Origin of the sequence: Pedobacter flavus (genome assembly GCF_036324285.1) — a bacterium.
Classification (GTDB): Bacteria; Bacteroidota; Bacteroidia; order Sphingobacteriales; family Sphingobacteriaceae; genus Pedobacter; species Pedobacter flavus.
Genome location: NZ_JAZDQU010000001.1, coordinates 96,986 through 117,292 on the forward strand (window position 1 = coordinate 96,986; position 20,307 = coordinate 117,292).

At 33.5% G+C, this 20,307-nt stretch carries 15 protein-coding genes; 9 read left to right on the top strand and 6 right to left on the bottom strand.

What is annotated here, in order from left to right:
* Positions 1–91: 91 nt before the first annotated feature.
* From pfkA to gap, 3 genes are read left to right on the top strand one after another with little or no spacing between them, the layout of a single operon-like run.
* Positions 92–1,078, top strand: a complete 987-nt coding sequence (gene pfkA, locus VRU49_RS00440) for a 6-phosphofructokinase (protein ID WP_330144797.1) — start codon at positions 92–94, stop codon at positions 1,076–1,078.
* Positions 1,075–1,923, top strand: coding sequence for a hypothetical protein (locus tag VRU49_RS00445; RefSeq protein WP_330144798.1), 849 nt, complete (start codon positions 1,075–1,077; stop codon positions 1,921–1,923). Before pfkA ends, VRU49_RS00445 begins: the two co-directional genes overlap by 4 nt.
* On the top strand, positions 1,923–2,924 hold the full coding sequence (gap, locus tag VRU49_RS00450) for a type I glyceraldehyde-3-phosphate dehydrogenase (RefSeq protein WP_330144799.1): 1,002 nt from the start codon (positions 1,923–1,925) through the stop codon (positions 2,922–2,924). Before VRU49_RS00445 ends, gap begins: the two co-directional genes overlap by 1 nt.
* 450 nt (positions 2,925–3,374) lie before the next feature.
* On the opposite strand, the gene VRU49_RS00455 is transcribed toward gap, so the two are convergent.
* Complete coding sequence (locus VRU49_RS00455) at positions 3,375–6,263, bottom strand: TonB-dependent receptor domain-containing protein (protein WP_330144800.1); 2,889 nt, start codon at positions 6,261–6,263, stop codon at positions 3,375–3,377.
* A 176-nt stretch (positions 6,264–6,439) separates the two neighbouring features.
* Here VRU49_RS00455 and VRU49_RS00460 point away from each other — a divergent pair, with 176 nt between their 5' ends.
* Genes VRU49_RS00460 through VRU49_RS00470 form a run of 3 tightly spaced genes read left to right on the top strand, consistent with a single transcriptional unit; the run spans position 6,440 to position 10,220 of the window.
* Entirely contained in the window at positions 6,440–8,866 is a 2,427-nt protein-coding gene (locus VRU49_RS00460) for a penicillin acylase family protein (protein ID WP_330144801.1), read from the top strand.
* 1 nt (position 8,867) lies between these two features.
* Complete coding sequence (locus VRU49_RS00465; protein ID WP_330144802.1) at positions 8,868–9,218, top strand: hypothetical protein; 351 nt, start codon at positions 8,868–8,870, stop codon at positions 9,216–9,218.
* A 15-nt stretch (positions 9,219–9,233) separates the two neighbouring features.
* Positions 9,234–10,220 (top strand): LuxE/PaaK family acyltransferase, encoded by a 987-nt coding sequence (locus tag VRU49_RS00470; protein WP_330144803.1) that lies wholly within the window; start codon positions 9,234–9,236, stop codon positions 10,218–10,220.
* A gap of 2 nt (positions 10,221–10,222) precedes the next feature.
* Here VRU49_RS00470 and tyrS read toward each other — a convergent pair whose 3' ends face one another.
* The gene (gene tyrS, locus VRU49_RS00475) at positions 10,223–11,509 is read right to left on the bottom strand and encodes a tyrosine--tRNA ligase (RefSeq protein WP_330144804.1); all 1,287 of its coding nucleotides are present in this window, start codon (positions 11,507–11,509) and stop codon (positions 10,223–10,225) included.
* A 115-nt stretch (positions 11,510–11,624) separates the two neighbouring features.
* Here tyrS and VRU49_RS00480 point away from each other — a divergent pair, with 115 nt between their 5' ends.
* The 3 genes from VRU49_RS00480 to dapA are packed head-to-tail and all read left to right on the top strand — an operon-like array spanning position 11,625 to position 15,267.
* Entirely contained in the window at positions 11,625–12,320 is a 696-nt protein-coding gene (locus VRU49_RS00480; RefSeq protein ID WP_330144805.1) for an ACP phosphodiesterase, read from the top strand.
* Positions 12,321–12,365: 45 nt separating this feature from the next.
* Complete coding sequence (ligA, locus tag VRU49_RS00485) at positions 12,366–14,381, top strand: NAD-dependent DNA ligase LigA (protein ID WP_330144806.1); 2,016 nt, start codon at positions 12,366–12,368, stop codon at positions 14,379–14,381.
* Positions 14,382–14,391: 10 nt separating this feature from the next.
* The gene (gene dapA, locus VRU49_RS00490) at positions 14,392–15,267 is read left to right on the top strand and encodes a 4-hydroxy-tetrahydrodipicolinate synthase (RefSeq protein ID WP_330144807.1); all 876 of its coding nucleotides are present in this window, start codon (positions 14,392–14,394) and stop codon (positions 15,265–15,267) included.
* Positions 15,268–15,334: 67 nt separating this feature from the next.
* On the opposite strand, the gene VRU49_RS00495 is transcribed toward dapA, so the two are convergent.
* The 4 genes from VRU49_RS00495 to ftsA form a co-directional block, all read right to left on the bottom strand.
* Positions 15,335–15,532 (bottom strand): histone H1, encoded by a 198-nt coding sequence (locus VRU49_RS00495; RefSeq protein WP_330144808.1) that lies wholly within the window; start codon positions 15,530–15,532, stop codon positions 15,335–15,337.
* A 257-nt stretch (positions 15,533–15,789) separates the two neighbouring features.
* The gene (locus VRU49_RS00500) at positions 15,790–17,031 is read right to left on the bottom strand and encodes an aminotransferase class I/II-fold pyridoxal phosphate-dependent enzyme (protein WP_330144809.1); all 1,242 of its coding nucleotides are present in this window, start codon (positions 17,029–17,031) and stop codon (positions 15,790–15,792) included.
* A 164-nt stretch (positions 17,032–17,195) separates the two neighbouring features.
* A complete protein-coding gene (gene ftsZ / locus VRU49_RS00505) occupies positions 17,196–18,818 on the bottom strand; it encodes a cell division protein FtsZ (protein ID WP_330144810.1) in 1,623 nt (540 codons plus the stop codon).
* Positions 18,819–18,944: 126 nt separating this feature from the next.
* Positions 18,945–20,300: a cell division protein FtsA gene (gene ftsA / locus VRU49_RS00510; protein WP_330144811.1), complete on the bottom strand. Its 1,356-nt coding sequence runs from the start codon at positions 20,298–20,300 to the stop codon at positions 18,945–18,947.
* Positions 20,301–20,307 lie beyond the last annotated feature (7 nt).

Sequence of the window (20,307 nt, forward strand, 5' to 3'; positions counted from 1 at the left end):
TACAAATTAATGCTTTGTTGTCCAAAAATAGTCAAAATTTAAAATAAATTACTTAGTGTAAAAAATACACAGTATATTCGCATACCAAATAATGACCAATCTGATTAAAAATATAGCCGTATTAACCTCTGGAGGAGACGCTCCAGGCATGAACGCTTGCATTAGAGCTGTTGTGAGAACTGCTATCTTTAATAATATTGGCGTATATGGCGCAATACAAGGTTACGAAGGATTGATCAACAATAACCTTAAAAAACTAGACTCACGTTCTGTGAGCGGAATTATCCACCTAGGTGGTACTATATTAAAAACAGCCAGATCCTTAGAATTTAAAACCGACGAAGGCATGCAAAAAGCCTACAATAACTTAAAGGCGAACGAAATTGATGCTTTAGTTGTTATAGGTGGCGATGGAACATTTAAAGGAGCGAAAGAATTTTCTGAAAAATTTGGCATAAAAGTAATAGGCATTCCAGGAACTATAGACAACGACCTATATGGAACCGATTTTACAATTGGTTACGACACTGCGTTAAACACAACCATAGAGGCTATTGATAAAATAAGAGACACTGCAGATTCGCACGATAGATTATTCTTTATCGAAGTAATGGGCAGAGATTCTGGATGTATTGCATTAAGAAGTGCTATTTGTACTGGAGCAGAAGCCGTTTTATTACCAGAAAGAGATACAACAATAGAGGAACTTGTACAAGAATTAGTTGCTGGTTCTGCTGCAAAAAAGAATTCGAGAATAGTAATAGTTGCCGAAGGCAATAAATTAGGCAGCGCCTATGAAGTATCTAAAATGGTAAAATATAGGGTTCAAAATTACGACCCAAAAGTTACTGTATTAGGACATTTACAACGTGGGGGAAGTCCGAGTGCATTCGATAGAATATTAGCTGGCAGATTAGGATTTTCTGCCGTAAACGAACTACTTAAGGGTAGTACTAATTGTATGGTTGGATTAAGTGGGAATAACATCATTGTTACACAATTAAATGAAGCCCTAACTCAGCATACATTTAAATTAGAAAATGATTTAATGGAAATGAAGGAAATTTTATCTATATGATTGCAATAGTATATAGTGGTTCGAGAAATGCATTCTGGAAAATAATTTCGGGTGGAAAAGTTATTGGTGAAGCAACTACACCTGGATTTAATCCGCTTTTTAACGACCAAAAAGATTTACTTCAAATATTAAACAAGCCAAATGTTTTAATTAACAACGCTGAGAGTATAAAAAAAATACAAATGTTTGCTGCTGGCGCTGCTACAATTGGGAGCAAAGAAAAGTTAAATCAAGTATTAACAACCTTTTTCAAAAACAGTAAAAGTGAAATTTACGATGATTTATATGGAGCAGCATTGGCAGCGTGTTTTAATGAGCCGGGTATAGTAGGAATATTAGGCAGTGGTTCTAATTGCGCTTATTATGATGGTAAAAACTTAATTAGAAATAATTTTGGACTTGGATATATTTTAGGCGATGAAGGTTCTGCCAACCATTTAGGAAAAAAATTAATTAAGAACTTCTTAGAGCAAAAACTTCCTGAAAACTTGCTGGAGAAATTCAAAGCGAAATACAATACGGAGCGCCCTACCATTTTGGAGAGGATATACAGAAAACCCGGAGCACAAGCATATTTAACCTCATATTTTGATTTTTTCATTGAAAATAGAGACCATTCTTTTATAAAAGGGATAATAGATAATAGTTTCGATGCATACTTTAAAAACTATCTATTACCTCTAGTAAAAAATCATCCTGACCAACCCATACATTTTGTAGGGACCGTTGCTGGTACCTTTCCTGATAGATTAAGAGCCGTAGCCAAAAAAAATGGATTAGAAATTACTTCTATAACAAAGGAGCCAGTATATAATTTAATTAATTATTATTCAACTAAGAACTAATGGTAAACATAGGAATAAATGGCTTCGGCCGCATAGGTAGATTGGTATTTAGAGCTGCTATAAAAAGCGGATTAAATATTGTTGCTATTAACGATTTAGTAGCTCCAGAATACATGGCCTATATGCTTAAATATGATTCTACTCATGGTAAATTTGAAGGCACAATAGAAGTTGTTGATGGAAATTTGGTAGTAAATGGTAAAACCATTAGAATAACAGCTGAAAAAGATCCTGCTAATTTAAAATGGAATGAAGTAGATGTAGAAATTGTAATAGAATCTACTGGATTATTTTTAACCCATGCTGATGCAAGTAAACACTTAGCAGCTGGAGCTAAAAAAGTAGTATTATCTGCACCTGGAAAAGACGAAAGTATTCCGACCTATGTAATGGGTGTAAACCATACTCAATTAACTGCGGATCAACAAATAGTTTCTAATGCATCATGCACAACAAATTGTTTAGCACCAATCGCCAAAGTATTACATGAGAACTTTGGTATTGTAGAAGGCCTAATGAGTACAGTGCACGCTGTTACAGCAACACAAAAAACAGTAGACTCACCATCGTCAAAAGATTGGCGCGGTGGTAGAGGTGCTTATCAAAATATTATTCCTTCCTCTACAGGAGCTGCTAAAGCAGTAACAAAGGTAATTCCTGAGTTGAAAGGAAAATTAACAGGTATGTCGTTTAGAGTTCCAGTTGCAAATGTTTCTGTGGTCGACTTAACCGTGAGACTAGAGAAACCTGCATCTTATGATGACATCAAAAAAGCGATGAAATTAGCATCGGAAGGTGAGCTTAAAGGAGTTTTAGGCTACACTGAAGATGATGTTGTTTCAACCGACTTTATTGGTGATGATCACGCATCAATTTTTGATGCGAAAGCTGGAATTTCACTTAACGATAATTTTGTAAAAGTAGTTTCTTGGTATGACAACGAATGGGGTTATAGCAATGCACTTGCAAAATTTGTAGCATACTTTGCTAATTTAAGATAAATCTTTTCAGAAGGTTTAGTTTGGTTAGAACGGGAAGATTTCTGGATAGAGTCTTCCCTTCTTTTTGCAATAAACTTTAGGGAAGGATGAAGCCAAAAGCAATAATGTAGCGATTATTTAAAAGCAGAAAAGCGAAAATATCATCACACTAATTCTAGGCAAAAAAACCACTTCAACCTACTTCTATAGCTCAATGGAATTTTCGCAAAGCAAACTACAGATTATCGCTCAGGGCACAATAAAACAAGTAAAATGCATCCCTATTTCAATGTAGTACTCACAAAATTGCCACCTAGGACTTTATTCCCAAGACAAACATCTTCTGTCTACTGTCTACTAATTACTGTCTACTAATTATTGTCTTCTATCTACTGTCTACCACCTACAATTTACTGCAAAAAAAAGCCTCAAGTATTTCTACTCAAGGCTTTTAGATAAGTATTTAATCTATTATGGATTAAATGCTAATGAAACATAATACATTGCACCAGCCTCTGGGTTACCATAAGAAGTGTAATAGTATTTATTCAAGATATTAGATCCACCAACTTTAATCATTGAATTAATTGAAGGAACTTTAAAGTTTACTTGAGCATCAATTGTTCCGAAAGCTGGCACTTCACCACCTGCGAAAGAAGAATTCCAAGTAAATTTATCTTGCCAACGGTAAGCAACATTATATCCTATATTTTTAACTACCTCACGGTTGCTAAAACCTAAGTTATAACGAACAGTTGGTGTATTGAAATCATTGATATAGTTATTTGGTAAATCACCAATTTTGTTAATCGATACGTTACCAGTAATGCTATAGTTATTAATTAAATAATCTACACCTAAAGCACCACCATAAGATTTAACTTTATCAGTTACGTTTACAGGAACGCCAAATTTAACAAATGAAGTACCTCTTAATTGATAAACGTTTACAGAACTAATGAAATCTTTGTACTCATTTGCATAACCGTAAACATCTAATAAGAATCTAGATCCAATTAAAGTTTTAAATCCTAATTCATAAGCTACTACACTCTCTGGACGAATACCTCTTGAATCGAAAGTATAAGCTTGTAATAAAGCAGCATTACCTGTTCCAGTTGGAGAAGCAATAACTGAAGCCATATAACTTCTATAACTAGCTTCGGTAAATCCTTTATTTGTATTTAAATTATAGTTAGCGATTGAAGAACTTAAACCACCGATTAATCTTTGAGAACCACCACCTACAGCTAAATCAATATATTGATTTTGAGTTGTTGGGTTACGGAAACCAGTTTGGAATGAAGCACGAATATTTGAGTTCTTAGCAACTTTTAAAACTCCAGTTACACGAGGTGTAAAACGACCTTCAAAGTTTTTAGATTTATCAAATCTACCAGCAACGGTAAGTTTTAAAGGACCGAAAGCTTTACCCATTTGTCCAAAAAATGCATGCTCATTGATATCAATTTCACTATTTCTATCAGCAAATAAAGTACCACCAGAATTTAAATCAAAGTTTCTGTAAGATGCACCAACTTGGAAATCAACAGCATTGTTAAACACTTTAGATAAATTATATAAACCTTCTACATGATATAAGTTAGATTTATCTCTGAATTTTGCTCCATAAATTCCTTTTGCAAAATCAGAATCACTGATATAAGTGTTTTTAATTTTATTTGCTTTATCATTAAATGAAGCAGAACCTGGTAATGCTCTGTTAGCATCAGCTTGAGCTCTTGCCGCAGCATGTGCCATTTCTTCTGTTGCTCCTTGAGACTTAGCTGTACTATACGCAATAGAATAAGTAGGGAACCAAGTTGTAGCTGAACCAGAAGTCATTTCGTTTAAATAACTACCTAAGATAGATGAAACGTATGAATCACCAGATCTTTCTTGTGTAGTATATGCTTTGATCGAAAAATCGTCGCTTTTTAATTCTAATTTATATAAACCAATGTTAAAATTACGTAATGAATAGCGGTCAGAACCAGTATATACTGTTGTTCCAGTACCCCAGTTTGCTTGTCCAATTAATTGAATTTTATCAGTGATATTATAGTATAAACCAGCAGACATTTTTAATGATTTAGTATCATAATCAACTAAATCAATTTCATTATAACCTGTTCTAGAAACAATTTGATTAGATGTCGTATTTTTAGCTAAACTATACTGCACGCCTAAATAAGGTAATGCTGGTCTTAAAGCTGCATAAGCAGCATTACCATTAATAGCAGAAACGATTTGGTTATAAGTTAAGCCATTGCTAATGAAGTTACCGAAAGCTGCGTATGCTGGTGCGCCAGTTGGACTAGTTGCAAAAGCATTTAAAACTGATTTCGAAACACCCAAAATACTAGAGTTAACCTCATCACCATAAACGTTTACACCATCATAACCTGGATCAGAAGCTCTTGTTCCACTTTTTGGTGTATTGGTAGATCTATCGAAATTTGAATAGTTTGTTCCGTACCAATCTTTAGCTTGTAAGAATGAAAATGCGAACTTAACACCGAATTTGTTATTCCATGATTTTGCTAATCTAGCATCCACTTGGTTAAATGGTTGAGCACTTACATTATTATCATTCACGTGGTTCAATCCAGTTTTATATTGGAAACTTGCGCCCGAATATTTGAATGGATCTTTTGAAGTCATTAATAATGTACCATTAATACCGCCTGCACCATATAATGCTGATGATGCTCCTGGAAGTAATTCCACATTTTCAACATCTAATTCAGTAATACCAACAATATTACCCACTGAGAAATTTAACCCAGGAGCTTGATTGTCCATACCATCAATTAACTGATTAAATCTTGTATTACCATTAGCATTAAAACCTCTTGTATTATAAGATTTAAAGGTCAAACTTTGAGTACTCATCTCTACTCCTTTAATATTTTGAATAGCATCATAAAATGATGGCGCTGCAGCTTCACGAATAGCTGAAATATTCATCCTTTCGATAGAAACTGGAGATTCTAAAATTCTTTCAGGAGTTCTTGATGCAGAAACAACAACCTCTTGACCTAATACAGTACTGCTTTCTAAACGAAATACCAATCCTGTAGTATTATCAGTTATCACTTTTTCTTGGCTTGTATAACCTATATAGGTTACAACCAAGGTTAACGGTAATTTTTCTGTCGTAGAAAAATTAAATTTTCCGTCAGAATCTGTAGATGCACCAATATTTTTCCCTTTAACAGCAACCCCAGCTCCTGGAATCGGTGTATTGGTTTGGTCTACTACAGTACCGCTAATTGTGATGTTTTGAGCGTAACTATTTGTAAAAAAACAAGTTACAACAAAAAACATCAAAACAATTTTAGATAAAATTTTTTTCATAAAATTTTTTGGTTTGATTTGAAAGCTAAACATAATCATTTTTCGTAAAAACAAATAGTATTCTAACAATTTAAATTCTTTTAGAATAAAATAACTAATAAATTAGAATCTATATATTAAATTGCTCTCAATTTGATTTTAACGAAAACTATAATTTGTTTTAATTTATTTTAAAAATGAAAATAAAGGCTTTTTTCTGCATGGCAATACCAGTTTTATTGGTTTTTGCATTAAACACTAAGTTTGGAGATATTCCTCCAATCTTAAAATTCATTAATCCATTTCATGGTTTTTGGCAAAATGCCGAGAAGAAATCAGTCACAAAAAATAAGGAAATTAAAATTTCTGGCACAAAAGACAATATCGAAATTGCTTTTGACGATAGAATGATTCCGCATATTTTCGCAAAAAACGATTACGATTTATATTTCGCTCAAGGATTTGTTACCGCAAAACATCGCCTATGGCAAATGGATTTTCAAACCAGATTTGCTGCTGGTAGAATTAGTGAAGTGGTAGGTGAAAAAGCTATTGAGGTTGACCGATATCAACGCAGAATGGGTATGTTATATGGAGCTGAGCAATCTTTAAAAGGTATGATGGACGACCCAAAGTCTAAAGAAATGATATTAGCCTATACTGCTGGAATAAATGCCTATATAAAAACGCTAAAAAAAGAAAACTATCCTTTAGAATTTAAACTTCTAGATTATTCACCAGAAGAATGGACGCCCATAAAATGTGCTTTACTCTTAAAACAGATGTCGGCAGTATTAGCCATGGGTTCTGATGAGTTTTATATGAGTAACATCTTAAATAAGTTTGGTCCTGAGGTAACTGCAGATTTATTTCCAGATTATCCGTTTAGAGAAGATCCTATTATTCCTGTGGGAACCAAATGGGAATTTACGCCCCTACCTATTCCACCAGTACCAGAAGTTTTCAGTGAGACCTTATCAAACATTAGAACTCGCCAGAAAGAAGAAGGAATTGGTAGTAATAACTGGGCAGTTGGCGGACAGAAAACAGCATCAGGCTATCCAATTTTAGCAAACGACCCGCATTTAGATCTTACATTACCTTCTATTTGGTATCAAATACAATTAAACGCACCTGGAATTAACAGTTATGGGGTTTCTTTACCAGGAGCACCAGGTGTAATTGCAGGTTTTAATAAAGATATTGCTTGGGGAGTTACCAATGTTGCTGCTGATGTACTTGATTTTTATAAAATTAAATTTAAAGACAACAGCTATAAAGAATATTGGTATGAAAATAAATGGAACCCAACCCAACCAAGATATGAAGAAATAAAAATAAGAGGTGGTCAAACAAAGATTGACACCGTTTATTATACCCATCACGGTCCAGTAGTCTATTTAGAAAAACCAAACTATAGTAAGGCGAATAATGTACCTACTGGAAGTGCATTAAGGTGGATTGCTCACGAAAAGTCTAATGAATTAATGACTTTCTATAGATTAAATAGAGGAAAAAACTATAATGATTATAGAGAAGCATTAACTTATTTTACTGCTCCCGCTCAAAACTTTGTATTTGCAAGTAATGAAAACGATATTGCTATTACACCAAATGGCAAATTCCCACTAAAATACAAGAACCAAGGTAAATTTATTTTAGATGGTTCTAGAAAGGATAATGATTGGCAAGGATGGATTCCTTCAAATCAAAATCCTACAGTTAAAAATCCACCAAGAAATTTTGTTAGTTCGGCCAACCAATCATCTACTGATAAAACCTACCCATATTATATTAATTGGGAATTTTCGCCTTATGAAAGGGGTAAAAGAATTAACGATAAACTGGCTCAAATGAATAAAATTACTGTAGATAGCATGCAGAATTTGCAAATGGACAGTTACAGTATTTTAGCAGAAAATGTGGTGAATATATTAACTTCTAAAGTTGATGTCAGTAAATTAAATGCTACTCAAAAAGAAGCTTTTAAAGAATTAGAAAAATGGAATAAAAATTTCACTGCCAATAGTATTGCGGGAAGCGTATTCGATTTATGGTTTAAAATATTAACCAACGAAATTTGGAAAGACGAATTTGAAGTTAAAGATGTTCCTATGAGATTTCCTTCGAGAGATAGAACTGTTGAATTAATTATTAACGCTCCTACTTCTAAATGGTTTGATAAAACAAATACCCCAACTATTGAAACTTTAGAAACCTTAGTGAATTCGAGCTATAAAGCTACTTGCGATAGCCTAGAGAAAAAATATGGTGCTATTGGCGAAAAATGGCAATGGGGACATGTTAAAAATACCCATGTACCTCATTTAGCGAAAGTAAAAGGACTAGGTTCCGAAATTTTAAATATTGGCGGATACAAAGGAACTGTGAACGCATTAAGTGAAACTAATGGCCCGAGTTGGAGAATGGTAATTGCATTAGGTAAAACGCCAACAGGATATGGAGTTTTCCCTGGCGGACAATCAGGAAATCCTGGAAGTTTTTATTATAACGACATGACCCAAAAATGGGCAAATGGAGAGCTTTACAGCTTGTTTTATATGGATAATATAAACGATTCTAAAGCAACAATTATTTCAAGATTAAAAATTAAAAGTAAATAAAATGGTATTCATTCTAATTTTAATATTATCGTATCTCTTGCAATTATTTTTACCCTGGTGGATTATAGTTGTAATTTCATTTGCTGCTTGCGGATTAATTGGTAAAACTGCAAAAATTTCATTCTGGTCTCCATTTTTTGCCATCTTACTTTTATGGATAGGTATGGCCTTATATAAATCTATTCCTAACGAGAATTTATTGGCTGGCAAAATTGCCGTAATGTTTGGCCTATCGGCATGGTGGCATATTTTAATTGTCACCGGATTAGTTGGTGGATTAGCTTCCGGTATATCTGGTTTATGTGGATACCACTTCAGAAAAGCAATACTTCATAAAAAAACAGATAATTAGTGGTATTTTTGCAAAGTGCACATCCCATTAGAAAAAGTATTTTCTATAAACTCTGAAGAGGAATTTAATAAAATTGCTCTTCAGGTTTTTAAATATCAATCTGGAAATAATCCGGTATATAACTCCTTTTTAAAAAACTTAAGCATCAATATTGACCTTATTTCCAATGTTGATGAAATACCTTATTTACCTATAAGTTTTTTTAAAACGCATGAAATAATTACCCCAAATGGAGCCAATTATCAACAAGTATTTCTAAGCTCGGCAACAACAGGCAGTGTGCAGAGTAAACATTTTGTCCATAATTTAAAGTTATACGAGAAAAGTTATTTAAAGGGATTTGAAACCTTCTATGGTGATATAGATAAATACTGCATTCTTGCTCTCCTACCATCCTATCAAGAAAGAACAGGTTCTTCCTTAATTTATATGGTTGATGATTTAATTAAAAAATCTAATCATCCAAAAAGTGGCTATTTTTTAAATAACTTATCTCATTTAGCTCAAACACTAGATGAATTAAAAAAAGACAATCAACCTTGCATTTTAATTGGCGTAACTTATGCCCTATTAGACTTAATTGAATCGCAGAAAATAGATTTTCCTAACCTTATTATTATGGAAACTGGAGGAATGAAAGGTCGTAGAAAAGAAATGGTAAGAGAAGAGTTGCATGGACAACTGAGAATGGGTTTTAACGTATCGGCAATCCATAGCGAATATGGCATGACAGAATTATTGAGTCAGGCTTATTCTTTAGGCAATGGCATTTTCCATTGCACACCGTGGATGAAAGTAAGTGCTAGAGACGTAAATGATCCATTGAGTAGAGTAGAAAATGGAAAGACAGGCGGACTAAATGTAATTGATTTAGCCAACCTGTATTCTTGCTCATTTATTGCTACTCAAGATTTAGGTAGAATACTTCGTAATGGTGATTTTGAGGTATTAGGAAGATTTGATAATTCTGATATTAGAGGTTGTAATTTACTTGTACAGTAGAATTACTTCACTATAATTAAAAAATAGTTTTTCTTTCCTCTTTGAACAATTAAATATTGTTTATTGATAAGATTTTCGGCTCCTATTTTATCGCTGATACTATTTACTTTAGTTCGATTAATAGAAACTGCTCCAGCTTGAATCATTTTTTTTGCTTCGCCTTTTGATGGGAAAACAGATGTATCTTCTGCTAATAAACTTACCACATCAGCACAATTAGACAACTGCTCTTTAGAAATATTGAATTGTGGAACACCTTCAAATATTTCCATGATTTGATTTTCTGATAAAGTATTTAAAAATTCAAGACCACTGTTCCCAAACAAGAAATCGGATGTTTTTAAAGCAATTTCTAATGCTTCTTTACTGTGAACCCTCTCTGTTAAATCTTCGGCCAATGCTTTTTGTAAAATCCTCAAATGAGGTGCTTCATCATGTTTCACTTCCAAATCAAGAATTTCTTGTTCAGTTTTTAAAGTGAAAATTCTAATCCAGCTTTTTACATCTTCATCACTAGAATTTAACCAAAATTGGTAAAATTTATAAGGTGAAGTTTTTTCTGGATCCAACCAAACTGCACCTGATTCAGTTTTTCCAAATTTAGTACCATCAGATTTTTTAATTAATTGAGTCGTTAAAGCATAAGCTTGTCCGCTAGCTTTTCTTCTAATTAATTCTGTTCCAGTAACTATATTACCCCATTGATCGGAGCCTCCCATTTGAATTATACAATTATGTTCTTTCCATAAATGGAAAAAATCATAACCTTGAATAAGCTGATAGCTAAACTCTGTAAAAGAAAGACCTGCGTCTCCTTCTAAACGTTTTTTAACACTATCCTTAGCCATCATATAATTTACTGTAATATGCTTTCCTACATCTCTTATAAAATCCAGGAAACTCATATTTTTAAACCAGTCGGCATTATTCACAAGCACTGCTCCATTCCCTTCATCAGAAAAATGAAGGAATTTAGAAAGTTGCTTTTTTATACATGCAACGTTATGATTTAGTGCATCTGAATCTAAAAGATTTCTTTCCGCAGATTTTCCTGAGGGATCGCCCACCATTCCAGTAGCACCTCCAACTAAAGCAAAAGGCTTATGACCTGCCGCCTGGAAGTGAATTAAAGTCATAATTTGCACCAAATGGCCAACATGTAGAGAATCAGCTGTAGGATCAAAACCAATATAACCTGACTTCATACCTTCAGCTAATTTATCTTCCGTTTCAGGCATTATATCATGCAACATTTTTCTCCAACGAAGGGATTCTACAAAATTGGTCATATACTATAAATTTGGGATGCAAAGATAATTATATTGCTCGAATTGAGTGAATTTCTTAATTATTTTAAGCACAATCAATTGTTTAATACCCTACCTTTATAATTATTTTAACAAGATGAACTTTCTATCTCATTATTATTTCGACCGCCAAACTTCTTCTCTTAGAATAATGGGTTCACTACTGCCAGATTTCATTAAAAATGCTGGGAAATTTAAAATAGAGAGTCCATTAAAACAACCCGAAAAATATTCAGAACCAGGAATCAATGAAATTTATTTAGGCTGGAAAAATCACATAATTATTGATAAACTGTTTCATTCTTCTGATTTTTTTTATGAGCAAACTCAAAGAATTAAAGAAAAAATACAACCGATAACAGAAGGAACAGAGATAAGACCTTCATTTTTAGCGCATATTAGTCTAGAATTAATGTTAGACCATTTGCTTATAAAATACAACCATTTACATGTTCAAGATTTATATACGGCCTTACAAACTGCGCCAAAAGAAACCATCATAGAATTTCTGAACCTTTGCCGAGTAGAATCACCCGAAACGGTGATGAATTTTTTAAATAATTTCACGTCTAGCAAATATTTAATAAGCTATCAAAAAACTGCTAATATAGCTTATGCTTTAAACAGAATTTGCATGAGAGTATGGCCTGAAGGCATGGAAAAGCAAAAAATAGATGAGCTTCATGATCAAATAGATCAATATATAGCAGAAAACGAAACAGAGTTATTAAAAATATTTAATGTAATGGCGTTAGAATTGAGTAATTATAAAAATAAAAACTTGAGACAATAATCTAGTTTAAATCAATATAAATGCACTTTTATTCTATATTTGTATATGTCTCATGATGTACAAATAAAAATTCAAGAATTAGTAAAAGAGCTAAATCAACACAACTATAATTACTATGTTTTGGCGATGCCTACCATAGGTGATTATGAGTTCGACAAAAAACTAGAAGAACTAGCTGAATTAGAAAAACAATATCCTGAATTTCAGGATCCCAATTCGCCAACTTTAAAAGTTGGGGGTGATATTACCAAAAATTTTAAAACTGTAAAGCATAAATATCCCATGTTATCATTGGGAAACACTTATAATGAACAGGATTTAAGAGATTTTGATGAAAGAATAAAGAAAGAAATAGGCTCAAATTTCGAGTACGTATGTGAACTTAAGTTTGATGGGTTATCTATAAGTATAACATTTGAAGATGGCAAACTTGTGCAAGCCATTACGCGTGGCGATGGAGTACAAGGAGATGATGTTACCGCAAATGTAAAAACCATCAACAAAATACCACATCAGGTGTATGGAGACAATATTCCGAAAAAATTTGAAATAAGGGGTGAAATATTCATGCATAAAGCGGCATTTGAGCGCTTAAATCAGCAACGTGAAGTTTTAGGCGAGCAAACCTATGCCAACCCTAGAAATTTTGCCTCAGGAACCATAAAAATGCAGGACAGCGCAGAAGTAGCAAAGCGACCATTAGATTGCTTTTTATATTTTCTTTATACAGACAACCATAGATTTAAAACTCATTGGGAAAGTTTAAATGAAGTAAAAAAATGGGGTTACAATGTATGTGAACACAACCAACTCGTTCCAAATATTGAAACAGCCTTGGAATTCATCAAATATTGGGAAACTGAGCGATTTAAATTATCGTACGAGATTGATGGAATCGTATTAAAAGTAAATAGCTATGCTCAACAAAATGAATTAGGCTTTACTGCCAAATCGCCAAAATGGGCTATTGCCTATAAATACAAAGCTGCAGAAGCTTTCACAAAACTAAAAAGTGTTACCTATCAAGTTGGACGAACAGGAGCAGTTACACCAGTTGCTAATTTGACCCCCGTACCATTAGCTGGCACTATAGTTAAAAGAGCCACTTTGCACAATGCTAACGAAATTGAACGTTTGGATTTGCATGAAGATGATACTGTAATTGTTGAAAAGGGAGGTGAAATTATCCCAAAAATTATAAGAGTAAAAGAAGAACTCAGATCAGCACATGCTCAGAAAATTAATTATCCTACAAATTGTCCAGAGTGTGGAACTCCACTAATTAGAAAAGAAGGGGAAGCTGTTCATTATTGTCCGAATGAAGAAGCTTGTCCGCCTCAGATTGTTGGAAAAATTCAGCATTTCATAAGTAGAAAGGCCATGAATATAGATGGTTTGGGCGACGAAACCATTGAAGCATTTTTCAAAAACAAACTCATCAACAATATCCAAGATTTATACCAGCTTCATTTACATGAAGATGAACTTAAAAAATTAGAGCGATTTGGAGAAAAATCGATTTACAATATGCTTAAAGGCATAGAGGACTCTAAAAACAAGCCTTTTGAAAAAGTATTATTTGGATTGGGCATCAGGTATGTGGGAGAAACTGTAGCCAAAAAATTGGCATTAGCTTTAAAAAACATAGACAATATTATTAATGCTGATTTAGATACATTAATTGCCATAGATGAGATAGGTATAAGAATTGCAGAAAGTGTTAGAACGCATTTTGATAATCCAAAAAACATAGCACAAATAGAAGCTTTAAAACAAGCTGGTCTGCATTTTGAGATTATTGAAGTTGAAAAAACAGCTGTAAGTGAAGTATTGGCTGGCAAAACATTTGTAATATCTGGAGTTTTTGAAAACTTCAGTAGAGATGCTCTAAAAGAAAAAATAGAAGAAAACGGAGGTAAAATATTAAGTGGAATATCGTCTAAACTAGATTATTTAGTTGCGGGCGACAATATGGGGCCATCTAAATTAGAAAAGGCAACGAAACTAAAAATTCCAATTTTATCTGAACAAGAATTACTAAATTTAATTACACAATCCTAATCACATATAAATGCTTAATTTACAAGGCACAGGAGTAGCAGCTGTTACTCCATTTAATGAGAATGGCGAAGTAGACTTCCCAGCATTAGAAAACTTAATAAACCACCTTATAGACGGTGGAATTGAATATATAGTTTCTTTAGGTACAACTGGAGAAACAGCAACACTAACTGCGCAAGAAAAGCAGGATATTTGGAAATTCACCAGTGAAAAAGTAGCAGGAAGAGTACCTTTAATTGCAGGAATTGGAGGAAATAACACTTTAGAAATTGGCAAACAAATGGCTTCATTTAATATAGAAGGTTATGATGCAATATTATCTGTAAGTCCGTATTACAATAAGCCAACCCAAGAAGGAATATACCAACATTATAAATACTTAAGTGAGCACAGTAAACTTCCTATAATACTTTATAATGTACCTGGGAGAACAGGTTCTAATATGTTGGCCGATACAACCATAAGATTGGCTAATGATTTCAAAAATATTATTGCCATAAAAGAAGCGTCGGCAAATTTTGATCAGTTTAATCAAATTATGCGCGATAAACCAGCTCATTTCTCCTTGATTTCGGGTGATGATCCAATTACCTTACAAATGATGTCGATGGGTGCGATAGGCGTAATTAGTGTAGTTGGAAATGCCTTACCTAGACAATTCTCTACCATGGTAAGATTATGTTTAAGTGGGAAATTCGCAGAAGCTGCTACCATTCATGCATCATTAATAGAATTTACAAGACTATTATTTGCTGAAGGCAATCCAGCAGGAGTTAAATCAGCATTAAAAATATTAGGTGTTTGTGAGGATTATGTTAGATTACCATTAGTAAAAGCAAGTAAGGAATTAGAAAATTCGATATCAGCTATATTAAATGATAACTAGTTAATGATTAATCATAAAAAAACCCCTTAATTAAGTTAAGGGGTTTTTTTATTTAAAGAAATTTAAATTATTTCTTTTTTGCAGGAGCTGCAGCTTTGTTTTTAGTTTCTTGAACTTCTAAACGAATAGCTTGTGCCATGTTTTTTAAGTCTTGCATACCTTTACGTACACGAGTACCAGCAGCACTGTTAGCTTTGTTGTAGAATTTGTCTGCGTCAGCTTCTAATGAAGCGATAAGCGCTTTTACTTCGTTAAATTTTTTCATTTTTTAGTTACTCCTTTAGTTTTTAAGGTTTTAATTAATACTCTTCCACTAAATTAAGTGGATTATTCAAATAAAAAAATTTTTATCAAAATAAAAAAACGCCCTTTTGAATGTTTTTTTCCACATTTTGGACTTTTTTCATCAAAAATGTTAATAATTAATAGTTTATTTGATTGAATTACAGCAAGTTAAAATAAAAAAATAAAAAAAATGCCCATTTAGATAGCTAAATGGGCATTTTAAATAAATAGCAAATTTTATCCTTTTTGAAATTGATTTTCTTTATAATATCCTGTTTTAAGTTTTTCAGAAACTTCAGAGAATGCATTAAGCGTTCTTTGAACATCTTCTAACGTATGAACTGCTGTTGGGATTAAGCGTAACTCAATCATACCCTTAGGAATTACAGGGTAAACAACGATTGAACAGAAAATACTATAATTTTCTCTAAGGTCGAAAGTTAAAGCAGTAGCTTCGTTTAAATCACCTTTAAGAAACACTGGAGTAACCACTGTATTGGTAACACCAATATCAAATCCTCTTTCTCTTAATCCGTTTTGCAAAGTTCTAGCGATGTTCCACAACTTTTCTCTTAATTCAGGATTATTTTTAAGAAGTTCTAATCTTTTCAACAAACCGATTACCATAGGCATAGGCAATGCTTTAGCAAAAGTTTGCGAGCGCATATTATACCTTAAGTAAGTAGTAATTTCTGGAGTTGAAGCCACAAAAGCACCAATTCCTGCCATTGATTTTGCGAAAGTAGAGAAATAAACATCTACCCCATCAATACAATCTTGTTCTTCGTGCGTACCGGCACCAGTTTTACCCATTGTACCGAAGCCATGAGCATCATCAATTAATAAGCGGAAATCGAAATCTTTTTTAAGTTCAATAATTTCTTTCAATTTTCCTTGAGCACCAGACATACCAAAAACACCTTCAGTGATTACTAAAATACCACCTCCAGTTTGTTCAGTAATTTTCTTTGCTCTTTCTAATTGTTTGCGCGCACTTTCAATATCATTATGCTGATAAACGAAACGCTTTCCTAAGTGTAAACGAAGTCCATCAACAATACATGCATGAGATTCTGCATCATAAACAATAACATCATTTCTATCGACTAATGCATCGATAATAGATACCATACCTTGGTAGCCAAAATTTAAAAGAAATGAATCTTCCTTACCAACAAAAGCTGCTAATTCTTGTTCTAATTGTTCGTGATACTTAGAGTTACCCGACATCATTCTGGCACCCATCGGGTACGCCATACCAAAATCTGCAGCACCTTGAGCATCTGCCTTTCTAACTTCAGGGTGGTTAGCTAATCCCAAATAATTGTTTAGACTCCAAACTAAATGTTCTTTGCCTTTAAAATTCATATGAGGTGCAATTTCACCCTCTAATTTAGGAAAAGAGAAATAGCCGTGAGACCAACTATGGTGCTCACCTAAAGGTCCCATTCTCTTTAAAAGTTTATCAAAAATATCCAATGGTATAAGAGTTATTATTATTTAAAAATTTTACAAATTTAATAAAAATTCAAGAATTAATTTTGGTTTCATTCAAAACCGAAAACTTGAATATTTGAACAAAAAAACCCTGACAATTATTAAGTTGACAGGGTTTTTTTTTTATATTATATTTCACAATAGGCTTAATCTACATTATCATGAAGAAATGAGTTATTAGGTCTAATTTCTGTTGACCCATCCTCATCGCTGCTTAGCGTAAATCTAGAAACCTGAGATTCCGAAGAATGCTGAATTTGTTGAAACTGCATTTGTTTACGTTTATATGCAGGTTCTGCTTCTAATTCTTGAAGTCCATTAGTAGTACGCAACTTCATGCTTAAATCTTTAAGTCTTAAGATACGTTCTTTAGATTTTCTAAGTTGATCTTCAATAGATTCCTCTTCAACATTTTCATCTGCAGGAATAGAAGCTTCAAATTTTTCAGACTCTAAAGTTTCGAATGACGGTTTTGGCGTTTCAAAAGTAAAATCTGTTTCAGACACTTTTAATTCAAACTCAAAACTAGGTTCTGATTTAGATTCTTGAGGTTTTTCTGTATCCACCAACTGATGAACAACTGTTTCATTAGAAGGAGTTGATTCTTTAGAAGGAGTTGGATTAAAGAAGCCAGCAAATAAATCTGACTGAGCTACCTCTTCTCTTTGTTTTAATACTGGTTCAGCAACTACTGGTTCTTCTTTTGGTTCTATAAAAGAATTCATTGGAGTAACCGGCTTAACTAAAGGCGCATCTTCTGGCGTAAGCATAGAGATTTTTTTAACGTTTTTACGGTCTAATTCTCTTTCTTCTTTAGTTTGAAAACCTGTTGCAATAATGGTAACTGAAAGATTTTCACCTAAGTTTTCGTCAATACAATTACCCCAAATTAAATCAGCACTTAATCCTGCTTGCTCTTGAATATAATCAGTAATAATAGAAACTTCATCCATTGTTACTTCATTAATTCCAGAACTAATATTTAACAAAATATATCTAGCGCCTTCAATTTCATTATCTTTTAATAAAGGCGAAGCCAAAGCTCCTTGAACAGCTTCCAATGCTCTATTTTCGCCAGCTGCAGCATAACTACCCATGATAGAAACGCCACTATCTTTCATAACAGTTCTAACATCTTTAAAATCGACGTTTATGTAACCAGGAACCGTAATAATTTCTGCAATTCCTTTGGCTGCCGTTGTTAAGATATTATCTGCTTGAGCAAATGCAGATCCTAAGGTTAGATTCCCGAAAATCTCCCTCATTCTATCGTTAGAGATTACCAGATAAGAATCTACATATTTTTTTAATTCTTCTAAACCATCTTCGGCTTGCATTTTACGACGTTTTCCTTCAAAAGAAAAAGGCGTTGTAATAATTGCTACGGTAAGAATATCGAGTTCCTTTGCCGCTTTCGCGATAATTGGACTTGCTCCAGTACCTGTACCTCCACCCATTCCGGCAGTTATAAAAAGCATTTTGGTAGTACTACCTAACATGTTTTTTATATCATCAATATTTTCAATCGCCGAGTTTTTCCCAACTTCCGGGATTGATCCGGCACCCATTCCTTCTGTTAAACTTGCTCCTAATTGAACTTTATTAGGGATGGGGCTAAACTCTAAGGCTTGTGCATCCGTATTACAGATAATGAAGTCGACACCCGTAATTCCTTGGCGGTACATGTGATTTACAGCATTACCACCACCACCACCAACACCAATTACTTTGATGATGGAGGATTTATCTTTTAACATTTCGAATTGCATAATCTTATGAATCAGTCTTTTATTTCTATTCGGTTACTGTTCTACTCCAAATGTAATATTAACACTTTTTCAACACAGGTTTTCCACATTTGTTAAGAATGTGGAAAATTAATTAAATGTGGAAAATTATCTCTTTAAATATTCCTCATCGCTCACATCCATATCGTCTTTTATAAACTCTGTTGTCTTTTTCAACAGCCTTCCAAAAAGACCTTCATTTACTTTTTTTGCAGGTCTGCTTTTTTCTTTTTCAACCACTACTTCCCCACCTTCCATCTCTCTTTGCAACTCCTCTGCTTTTACAATACCTTTAATTAATAAACCAATACTAGTAGCATACATCGGGCTAATTAATTCCTCGTACGTGGTTTTTTGCATTGTTTCACTTCTAGAAAGGTGCTCATTTGGATAGCCCACTCTACACTCTAAACCAGTAACAAACTCTACCAATTGAGTTAAGTGTTTTAAAAGAGCACCACCACCTGTAATTACCACTCCCCCTATTAGCTTTTTCTCATAACCAGATGATTTTATTTCATAATAAACATGCTCAATTATTTCTTCCATTCTTGCTTGAATTACATAAGCAAGATTCTTAACTGAAATTTCTTTAGGCTCTCTACCTCTTAATCCTGGCACACAGATAATCTCATTTTCCTTATTTTCTTCGGCAAGCGCTGAACCAAAACGCGTCTTTAAAAGTTCAGCTTGATTTCTCATTACTGAGCAACCTTCACGAATATCTTCAGTTACACTATTTCCACCAAATGGAATAACAGCTGTATGTCTAATAATGCCTTCGTGGAAAATAGCAATATCAGTAGTACCACCACCGATATCAACAAGCGCAACACCTGCTTCTTTTTCTTCCTCACTAAGCACTGATTCTGAAGAAGCCAATGGCTCTAAAATTAAATCTTGGGCTTTTAATCCGGCATTACCTACGCATTTTAAAATATTTTTAACCGCAGTAACTTGACCAGAAATAATGTGGAAGTTAGCTTCTAATCTAACTCCAGCCATTCCTATTGGGTCTTTAATTCCTGGCTCATTATCTATGGTAAATTCTTGTGGCAACACATGAATAATCTCTTCTCCTGGAGGCATAACCAGCTTAAACATATCTTCAATTAACTTATCGATATCCTTTTTACTGATTTCAGTATTCAATTCACGACGCGTTAAAATTCCTCTATGCTGTAAACTTTTGATGTGTTGACCTGCAATACCAACATTAACCACTTGGATCTCAACATTTGATTGGCCACTTGCAATTTCTACAGCCTCAGAAATTCCTTGAACCGTTTTTTGAATATTAGATACTACACCACGAGTTACACCAGAAGATTCGGCTTTTCCAATACCCAATACTTCAATTTTATCATGATTGGTACGCCTTCCTACAATTACACAAATTTTAGTAGTACCGATGTCTAAACCAACTACAATTGGTGAATGTTCCGTAAATTTCTCTTTGCCCATAACGATT

Coding starts and splice junctions, on each gene's coding strand:
- pfkA (WP_330144797.1), top strand. CDS start 92: ATGACCAATCTGATTAAAAATATAGCCGTATTAACCTCTGGAGGAGAC.
- VRU49_RS00445 (WP_330144798.1), top strand. CDS start 1,075: ATGATTGCAATAGTATATAGTGGTTCGAGAAATGCATTCTGGAAAATA.
- gap (WP_330144799.1), top strand. CDS start 1,923: ATGGTAAACATAGGAATAAATGGCTTCGGCCGCATAGGTAGATTGGTA.
- VRU49_RS00455 (WP_330144800.1), bottom strand. CDS start 6,263: ATGAAAAAAATTTTATCTAAAATTGTTTTGATGTTTTTTGTTGTAACT.
- VRU49_RS00460 (WP_330144801.1), top strand. CDS start 6,440: ATGAAAATAAAGGCTTTTTTCTGCATGGCAATACCAGTTTTATTGGTT.
- VRU49_RS00465 (WP_330144802.1), top strand. CDS start 8,868: ATGGTATTCATTCTAATTTTAATATTATCGTATCTCTTGCAATTATTT.
- tyrS (WP_330144804.1), bottom strand. CDS start 11,509: ATGACCAATTTTGTAGAATCCCTTCGTTGGAGAAAAATGTTGCATGAT.
- VRU49_RS00480 (WP_330144805.1), top strand. CDS start 11,625: ATGAACTTTCTATCTCATTATTATTTCGACCGCCAAACTTCTTCTCTT.
- ligA (WP_330144806.1), top strand. CDS start 12,366: ATGTCTCATGATGTACAAATAAAAATTCAAGAATTAGTAAAAGAGCTA.
- dapA (WP_330144807.1), top strand. CDS start 14,392: ATGCTTAATTTACAAGGCACAGGAGTAGCAGCTGTTACTCCATTTAAT.
- VRU49_RS00495 (WP_330144808.1), bottom strand. CDS start 15,532: ATGAAAAAATTTAACGAAGTAAAAGCGCTTATCGCTTCATTAGAAGCT.
- ftsZ (WP_330144810.1), bottom strand. CDS start 18,818: ATGCAATTCGAAATGTTAAAAGATAAATCCTCCATCATCAAAGTAATT.
- ftsA (WP_330144811.1), bottom strand. CDS start 20,300: ATGGGCAAAGAGAAATTTACGGAACATTCACCAATTGTAGTTGGTTTA.